The sequence below is a fragment of the Pseudomonas parafulva NBRC 16636 = DSM 17004 genome (assembly GCF_000730645.1).
GTDB lineage: Bacteria > Pseudomonadota > Gammaproteobacteria > Pseudomonadales > Pseudomonadaceae > Aquipseudomonas > Aquipseudomonas parafulva.
The window spans coordinates 1-680 of sequence record NZ_BBIU01000018.1 but is presented as its reverse complement, the minus strand read 5'-3'; the positions used below and the strand labels follow the sequence as shown (position 1 = coordinate 680).

Sequence of the window (680 nt, the reverse complement as noted above, 5' to 3'; positions counted from 1 at the left end):
ATCTGCGTCGCATCTGCTGGCTGAGGCAAGATCAAATCTCGCCAGGGCGTACCCGTCTTGAGCATCGCATTGAGACGTACGATGAAAGTTCTCATACACGCCACCAGAGCAACTTTGGCCACTTTGCCTCGACCACGCAGCGCCTCATAACGGTCCTTAAGGGCTGGGTTGTATCTCACAGCCACAAGCAGAGCCATGTACAGCGCCCGCCTGACTTCAAACCGGCCTCCTGAGATAGAGCGTTTGCCCACGGACTTTCCGCTGTCGTAGTTAAAGGGTGCCACACCGACCAGGGAGGCTATTTCCCTGGACTCAACGCGACCCAGTTCCGGCAGAAGCGCTACCAGCTTGCTTGCTGTCACCACCCCAATACCCTTCACTTGGGTCAGCTGAGCGACTCGCTCATCATTAAGCTTTTCGGCCTGCTGCTTGATCGCTTGCTCAACCAACTTAATCTGCGACCGAAAGTACTGGAGATTGGCTTTAAGGAAATCGGCCACGACCAGTGACTGGGCTTGTTTCAGGCGCCGCCGGTCATCGTCTCGCTGCTGGACCAGCCGATCCCGCTGTTGCAGCAGCTCTCGCAGAAGCGCTCTATCAGGGTTGATTTTCAAGGCAGGCTGGTCTGGAATGACCTCGGCGTAATGGGCCAATACTTCGGCGTCGATAGCGTCGGTCTT

At 56.3% G+C, this 680-nt stretch carries 1 protein-coding gene; it reads right to left on the bottom strand.

All coding sequences use genetic code 11. The features are described from left to right. Positions 1-680 (bottom strand): IS110 family transposase (locus PPA02S_RS13700; RefSeq protein ID WP_042141782.1); only part of this gene is annotated, 680 nt, incomplete at both ends.